The sequence below is a fragment of the Syntrophales bacterium genome (assembly GCA_030655775.1).
Taxonomy (GTDB): domain Bacteria; phylum Desulfobacterota; class Syntrophia; order Syntrophales; family JADFWA01; genus JAUSPI01.
In genome coordinates this window covers 1-7,794 of sequence record JAUSPI010000129.1, presented here as the reverse complement: position 1 = coordinate 7,794, position 7,794 = coordinate 1, and the positions used below count along the sequence as shown (strand labels likewise).

At 43.8% G+C, this 7,794-nt stretch carries 6 protein-coding genes; 5 read left to right on the top strand and 1 reads right to left on the bottom strand.

What is annotated here, in order from left to right:
* Window positions 1-1,546 (top strand): GTPase HflX (gene hflX, locus Q7J27_06980; GenBank protein ID MDO9528888.1); only part of this gene is annotated, 1,546 nt, incomplete at its 5' end.
* A gap of 337 nt (window positions 1,547-1,883) precedes the next feature.
* Here hflX and Q7J27_06975 read toward each other — a convergent pair.
* Entirely contained in the window at window positions 1,884-4,271 is a 2,388-nt protein-coding gene (locus Q7J27_06975; protein MDO9528887.1) for a tetratricopeptide repeat protein, read from the bottom strand.
* A gap of 219 nt (window positions 4,272-4,490) precedes the next feature.
* Here Q7J27_06975 and Q7J27_06970 point away from each other — a divergent pair, with 219 nt between their 5' ends.
* From Q7J27_06970 to Q7J27_06955, 4 genes are all read left to right on the top strand, one after another.
* A complete protein-coding gene (locus Q7J27_06970; GenBank protein ID MDO9528886.1) occupies window positions 4,491-5,414 on the top strand; it encodes a glycosyltransferase family 2 protein in 924 nt (307 codons plus the stop codon).
* 140 nt (window positions 5,415-5,554) lie between these two features.
* The gene (locus Q7J27_06965; protein MDO9528885.1) at window positions 5,555-5,824 is read left to right on the top strand and encodes an AbrB/MazE/SpoVT family DNA-binding domain-containing protein; all 270 of its coding nucleotides are present in this window, start codon (window positions 5,555-5,557) and stop codon (window positions 5,822-5,824) included.
* Window positions 5,796-6,200, top strand: a complete 405-nt coding sequence (locus tag Q7J27_06960) for a type II toxin-antitoxin system VapC family toxin (protein MDO9528884.1) — start codon at window positions 5,796-5,798, stop codon at window positions 6,198-6,200. The genes Q7J27_06965 and Q7J27_06960 overlap by 29 nt, the downstream gene beginning before the upstream one ends.
* A 71-nt stretch (window positions 6,201-6,271) precedes the next feature.
* Window positions 6,272-7,351, top strand: a complete 1,080-nt coding sequence (locus tag Q7J27_06955) for a UDP-N-acetylglucosamine 2-epimerase (protein MDO9528883.1) — start codon at window positions 6,272-6,274, stop codon at window positions 7,349-7,351.
* Window positions 7,352-7,794: the final 443 nt, after the last annotated feature.

Below are 7,794 nucleotides of genomic sequence, written 5' to 3'. Positions count from 1 at the left end.
CCTCACCCATGAACTGGCACGGAACCTTGCCGAACTCTCCCGGGAGATAAACCGTCAGATCGGTCTGCTCATAACCCGAAAGGGTGAGATAAGCTATATCATCATCGGCGATCACAGACAAATAGTGATCCCCGACCTCGGCGGATTCAGATCCGCAGCCACCCGCCTCAAAGGTCTTCGACTTATTCATACCCACCTGAAAGGAGAAAAGGTTACCCAGGATGATCTAACCGACCTGGCACTTCTCAGGCTCGACCTGGTCTGTGCCGTCGAAGTTGATTCTAACGGCATACCGGGGGTGGCACACACCGCACATCTGATCCCGGAGAACCCCGACGGGGAATACTGGCTCTTCCTGAAACCGGCCCGCTCATCCGAAATGAACCTCAATTTTACCGACTTCATACAGGCCCTGGAAGGAGAGTTTGCAAGAAAACAGAAGATGAGAGCGGTGGACTCCACTGAACGGGCATTTCTCATGAGAGTGGAGACCGATCCCCTTTATGACAGTCAGAGTTCCATGGCTGAATTGAAGGAGCTCGCCATATCGTGCGGTGTTGAGGTTCTCGACTCGACGATCCAGCACAGAGAGAGGATCGATCCAAAATTCGTATTAGGGAGGGGAAAATTTTCAGAGCTCACGATCAAGGCCCTTCAGATGGGGGCAAATCTCCTGATCTTCGATCATGAACTCACCCCCGCCCAGATACGCAACATTGCCGATTTTACCGAACTTAAAGTAATCGACCGCACTCAGTTGATACTCGATATCTTTGCCAGGAGAGCCCACAGCAGGGAGGGGAAGATACAGGTAGAACTTGCCCAGTTAAAGTATCTCCTTCCAAGGCTTGTCACGAAAAACACGGCCATGTCCCGTCTCACCGGAGGTATCGGCGGGAGGGGGCCGGGTGAGACAAAGCTTGAGATTAATCGGCGACGTGTCAGGGATAAAATTCGTCATCTGGAGCAGGGGATGAAAGGTATTCAGAAGAGCCGGAAACAGCGCAGAGTAAAGAGAGGGAAAAGGGATCTCCCGATCATCTCAATTATCGGCTACACCAATGCGGGGAAGTCTACACTCCTCAATACCCTGACGGAAAGCAGAGTTTTTACAGAAGACCGTCTTTTTGCCACACTCGATCCGAAAAGCTCAAGGCTCCGTTTTCCAAGGGATACAGAGGCGATTATAACAGACACTGTCGGATTTATCAGAGATCTTCCCCGAGAACTGTTTGCCGCATTCAGGGCAACCCTTGAGGAGCTGAATGAAGCGGATGTTCTTCTTCAGGTGATAGACATAAGCAACCCGAACTTTGAGGGACATATAACAACTGTCGAAAAGATCTTAGAGGAATTGGACTTGGCAAACAAACCCGTCATCAGGGTCTTTAATAAAGAGGATTGCTTCCCCGATAAAACGCTTCTTGAAACCCTTTGCCGCCGGTTTAAGGCTACAGCCATATCAGCGTTGAACCGAGAAACCCTCCATGGTCTTATAGAGAAGATGGAAACTTTCGTTAATGGAAATATCAAAATAGAAAATTGACAGTTTCATAAAACCCGTGCGAAGTTGTATTCAAAGACGATTCTGTCGGGCGAGACGCCCAACCTACCATGGGAGTAAGCAAGTTAGCGTTTGCCCCCTTCTGTGGGGCACAGAGACCCCACGCTACGTGAGCGGAGACGGCCCGACTTACCCTACTGTGGCGGCAGGACAGTCATTGATCTACCGCTGTGGCAGGACGTCTGACCCACCACAGAGTAGGACAGGCGTCTCGCCTGTCTGTAAGAATACACGGACAAATGATACCGAAACAAGTTCGGCACATGGTTTGTCCATGCCACCCGCCGTATCACAGCCAAAGAAGCTAATTTCCGGCGGTTCAGCGGTTGCTCATAAGTTCTTTATAAAATGAAGTATTTCTTATATTTTCGAGGTCCTGATCAGTTTTAATAATATCCCAGTTGTCATACCCCTTCTCGACGGCTTTTTTGAGAGATTCGAGGGATTTTTCTATTTTGTTCTGTATTGAGTACATACAGGCAATGTTATAATAGATATCGGCATTGTCCGGCTGAAGCTCTACCATTTTATCAAATGTAGCGACGGCTTTTTCATATTCTTTTTTGGTCATATACGCAATGGCTAAATTATTCAAAATGTTCACGGCATCCGGTTGAATTGATAGTGCTTTCTGATATTGATAAATGGCTTCGTCCAGGTTTCTTTTCTTGTAATAGAAGTTTCCCAGATCATAATGGAGTTCGGGATTTCCCGGGTTAACTTCAATTAATTTTTGGAGTCTTTTAATATCCTTATCGGTTTCCTGCACATATGCTAACACCGCTTTGAGATTTGCACGGGTTTGTGCAGCGTCAGGATTTATCCGCAGTGCCTCATAATAATGGCTAACCGCTTCATCTAATTTTCCCTGCTTGAATAGAGCATTTCCCAAGTTGTTGTGCGCTTCAGCATTGTCAGGATTTATCCGCAGTGCTTCGTGATAATGGCTAACCGCTTCCTCTAATCTTCCCTCCTTGGCTAAAGCATTTCCCCAATTGTAGTGTACATCAGCATAGTCAGGATTTATTTTTAATGCCTTGGTGTAATGGTCAATGGCCTCAGCAGTTTTATTCTGTTCAATTAAAGCACTTCCCAGGTTGTTATGTACTTTCGCATTGTCAGGATTTATTTTTAATGCTTCATTGTAGCGGTCGATGGCCTCAGCCGTCCTTCCCTGCGCAGCCAGCACGCTTCCAAGATTCATGTGGGCTAGCAGATAGTCAGGATTTATTTTTAATGCTTCATTGTAGTGGTTAATAGACTCAGCTGTTCTTCCATGCCCAAACAACGCAAACCCGAGGTTATTATGCGCAACTGCGTTGTTATCAGTAACATTAATTGCATGTTTAAATAGTGTAATACTATTGGTCCAATGTCTTAACTGAAACAATGTTATGCCTGTTAAAATAGAGAGGAGGATCGCCGATGTTACGACAAACACTTCCTTTCGATAGCGCCATCGGGCTGCAAGATCAGAAACACCCCAGACGATAATGATAAAAATACCGATGAGCGGCACATAGGTGTACCGATCGGCCATAGCCTGCGATCCTACCTGTACTATCCCGATTACCGGCACGAGAGTTCCCAGGTACCAGAGCCATCCGATTATAAAATATGGAAGCTGCCTCATCATACGGATAGCCATGAAGGATATGAATGCAAGCAACAAACAGGCCCCTGCAATCTTCCAACCTGCCGGCATGCCGTAATAAGGATAGAGGACTGCCAGGTTTAAAGGCCAGATCATCTTTCCGATATAGCTTACGTATGAAACGAGGGCATTGAAAATCCTGACGGTAAGCGGCAATACATCAAAAGAACGAACGGCGCCTCCGCTTTGCTGGACAAAAAAGGTTACAACACTTGATGTTGCGGCAAGAACGAAGAAGGGGATTTTTTCCCGAATAAGCGGGAGTGCACGTGACCACTGATAATCGGACCCTGTAATTTTATTTGTTTGTGCTGCGTTTTTTAGGGGATGTTGTTGGGATTCCCTTTTTTTGCCTTTAGTATCTTTCGGGGGGGGGGCATCTGAGAGTTGAACGGGATCCGTTTTTTTGACCTGAAAGCGTCCAAGGGGCCAGTAGTCTAAAAGAAGCAACACAAATGGCAGGGTCACAAGCATGGGTTTTGCCATAAGGCCCAGAATAAACAACAAAAGAACCAGCAAATATCTGCTTGTACCCGGACGTTCAACATACCAGATGTAACTTCCCATTGTCAGCATCCAGAAGAATGTACTCAGGACGTCTTTGCGTTCCGCCACCCAGGCAACCGACTCCACATGGAGAGGATGTAGGGCGAATAGTGCCGCAACAAAGGCGCTTTTCCAGAGAGAACCCGTTATTCTCCTTAAGATTATAAAAAGCAGTATTGAATTTAAAATATGAAAAAGCACATTGGTGAGGTGATGACCCCTCGGATTTAATCCGTAAATCTGACAATCTGCCATGTGAGACAGCCAGGTCAGCGGATGCCAGTTACTGGCATGAGTGGCAGTGAACGCCCATTTTACGCTTTTTAAGGTAAGCCCTGCCTGAACATGACGATTTTCAGTAACATATTTAATATCATCATAGTTAACGAATGCATGGTTCCCGACCTGCCAGTAAACGGCAAGTGTAACTATGACAAGGAATAGACAAATTACACCCTCGCGGCGTAAAGTGAAAGAGGAAGTTTTTTTCGTTTCGTTGTTGATCATTGCTAAAATTTACCGATGTTCATAAATCATCGTGTCGCACATTGATTAATCCCTTTAGCAGAAGAAGAAGCATAATGTAAAGGCCAACTTAAATCCCCCAATATCATATTTGCGATAAATTTCTTGCTTGCTATGATGAGTGTTCTTACGTTATATGAGTAGGGACTTTCTAAGGCCGATGAAGGCATCGGCCCTTTATTTGTTCAAGGAGAACATATAATGGTGAAGAAGCCTGATTTTATAGAACCAAAAGAGGATAAAGCTGATTTCTTATGCGAAGTTAGTATCATCATTCCTGTCTATCGTGAAGCAGAATCTATAAAAGGCGTCGTTGAAAGAGTTCATCAGGTGATGAATGCACTTGATTATCACTACGAAATTATTGTCGTGGACGATGGATCAGATGATGAGACGGCAAAGAGAGCAAAAGAAGCAGATGCCCGAGTTATTTCCCACCCGTATAATATAGGAAACGGCGCCGCAGTAAAGACAGGTATCCGGGAAGCACACGGTGGAACTCTGGTAATGCTTGATGGAGATGGACAGCATTCCCCCGAAGACATACCTCGCCTGCTGGAAAAGATGGATGCCTATGACATGGCAGTTGGTGCGCGGACGGGCGATTCGAAGGCCTCCTTCCACCGGACAGTGGCAAACAGGATCTACAACTGGTTCGCTACGTACATGTGCAAACGCAGGATAGAAGACCTGACATCAGGATTCAGAGCGATAAGAACGGATATTGCCCGCCGCTTTGTATCACTGTTACCCAACACCTTTTCCTACCCGACAACCATCACCATGGCAGTGGTACGTTCCGGATACAGTCTCGTGTACGTGCCCATAAAGACAACCCGCCGCGTGGGCAAAAGCAAGATAAAACTGATAAGAGATGGCTCTCGCTTTTTCTTGATTATCATCAAGATCGCCACACTTTTTTCACCCATGAGGGTGTTTCTGCCTGTTAGCATGACAATGTTTCTGCTTGGTTTTTGTTATGGACTTTTCAAGGTATTTGTCTTTGGAGGAGGCTATGGTCCTACCTCAGCCATGTTGATGACGGTGTCTGTCGTCATATTCATGGTGGGCCTTGTATCGGAACAGGTGGCACAGCTCCGGTTTGACAGAACGGACGAGAAATGACCGGCGTCGGGGACATGACCCGATTTAGTCTCATCAAATCGGGATCGTGTACCCAGACAGAGAAGATTTGACATGGCCATCTTTAAACGTTATACTTTAATCGACACTTATGTATAACATTTTGCTTGATGGAGGAATCTATGAAATCTTCAGATATCATGAAAGCAAAAGTCTCTGCCAAGGGCTGGATCGTAATCCCGGCAGCGTTGAGAAAACGCTTTTGCCTGAAGCCGGGTGATATGGTTGAATTGCATGCAAAGGAAGACCGCATAACCCTTATCCCGGAGATTGCGGACCCAGTTGAAGCACTGTATGGAAAACTGGCAGGGAAAACATCCTTGACGGAAGCGTTGCTTAAAGACAGGGCTGAGGAACTGAAGCATGAAGAAGCTGACTTACATATTCGATAGTTTCGCTGTTATGGCATATCTACAGGCCGAGCCGGGCGGTCAGAAAGTAAGAGAACTGCTGAAAAAATCGGATGCGGGGGAAATATCTGTTCTGATGAGCGCCATAAATCTCGGGGAGATTATATACATTATCGAACGTAAGTTGGGACGCAGTACTGCGGACACCATCTTACACGATATATTCGGATTACCAGTACAACTCGTCGAATCAACCATGACTCGTGTCCTGTCAGCAGCGCATATCAAAGCGCGATACCCAATATCCTATGCCGATGCCTTTGTTGTTGCTCTATCTCATGAGAAAAAGGGAATAATTGTAACAGCCGATCCGGAATTCAAACAGGTCGAGTCACTGGTGGATATTTTCTGGCTTTAAAAGCACATAATGGGGACACAATACGGCTGATGTTGAGTATCCGGCATTCCTACTACGGAGCCAATTAAATAATGATACACATTATAATTGGAACAAAGGCTCAGTTAATAAAGATGGCACCAATTATGCTCCGACTCCAGGAGAAAAACATCCCATACAATTTCATTTTTACAGGGCAGCATCAAGAAACTATTGATGATTTACGCGAAAATTTTTCCATTAAACCACCTGATGTGATCTTGCATTATGGCAAAGACATTACCTCTGTATCTTCCATGCTATTATGGTTAATTAAGATATCATTTAAAGCGCTCTTTTTCAGAAACAGTATCTTTCAGGGTAATCATAAAAATAATGGCATTGTTTTAGTACATGGAGATACTTTTTCTACATTATTAGGCGCTATTATGGGACGGATAGCAGGATTAAAAGTTGCGCATGTGGAATCCGGACTACGCTCTTTTGATCTATGGAACCCTTTCCCGGAAGAATTGACTCGAATAATAACCTCCTGGTTATCTAATATTTATTTTTGTCCAGGACAATGGGCAGTGAATAATCTTAAAGGATTTACTGGCATTAAAATTAATACACAACACAATACGTTGTTTGATTCACTTGATTTTGCTTTAAAAGTAAAACAATTTAGTGTAGCTATTCCAGATAAGCCTTATTGCGTAGTTACCACTCATCGCTTTGAAAATCTTTGCTCTTATTCCATCCTTGAGCGTAATGTTTCTTTAATTGAAAATATTGCCCAGAAAATCAGAGTTGTTTTTATTCTTCATCCAGTAACTGATCGAAAGCTCACACAATTTAATTTGAAAGAACGCTTAGAAAATAATTCATCCATAGAACTGCACCCTCGCTACGATTACTTTAATTTTATTCAACTTGTTAATCAATCAGAGTTTGTCGTTAGTGATGGGGGGAGCAATCAGGAAGAAAGTTTTTATATGGGGAAGCCCTGTTTATTATTAAGAAAAACAACAGAAAGAACCGAAGGTATCGAGAAAAATGTTGTTATAAGCTACTATAATGAAAACAAAGTAATAGAATTCGTTAAAAATTATAGTCAATATCAAATAAGTCCATTAAAGAGGCCATTTTCACCAACTGAAATAATCATTAATTATATTGCCAGTCAATAATTTCAGGGTGCCCTTATGGATAAATTAAATATAGAATATAGAAAGTTATTACACGGGCCAGTCAGGATTATGTAAATAAATTTGATAAAGAGCAATCAGATCACAGAATCATACGTTTGTTGAAATATATTGAGTTGTCAAAGGAATACGTTGTTGCTGATTTTGCTTGCGGCAATGGGATGTTGCTTGATCACATTCATGATAAGGTCGAAAAGTATATTGGGGTTGATTTTTCGCAACCATTTATAACATCAGCCAATAGGAGAATGAGAAATAATGGAATAGAGAATGCAAAATTTGTCTGTAGTAGTATTGAAGAGTTCTGCGATACACATAACCTATAAGGATTGAGTCGATCCGCGAAGCGGTCGAACTCAATCCATTGTTCAATAAGCCCGATCTCATTATATAGGGTAATGATTCGTTGCCGTAGAGAGGAAAGA

Bases quoted from the DNA above. Each gene is read 5' to 3' on its own strand.
- Q7J27_06965 (MDO9528885.1), top strand. From the start codon at position 5,555: ATGAAATCTTCAGATATCATGAAAGCAAAAGTCTCTGCCAAGGGCTGG.
- Q7J27_06970 (MDO9528886.1), top strand. From the start codon at position 4,491: ATGGTGAAGAAGCCTGATTTTATAGAACCAAAAGAGGATAAAGCTGAT.
- Q7J27_06955 (MDO9528883.1), top strand. From the start codon at position 6,272: ATGATACACATTATAATTGGAACAAAGGCTCAGTTAATAAAGATGGCA.
- Q7J27_06960 (MDO9528884.1), top strand. From the start codon at position 5,796: ATGAAGAAGCTGACTTACATATTCGATAGTTTCGCTGTTATGGCATAT.
- Q7J27_06975 (MDO9528887.1), bottom strand. From the start codon at position 4,271: ATGATCAACAACGAAACGAAAAAAACTTCCTCTTTCACTTTACGCCGC.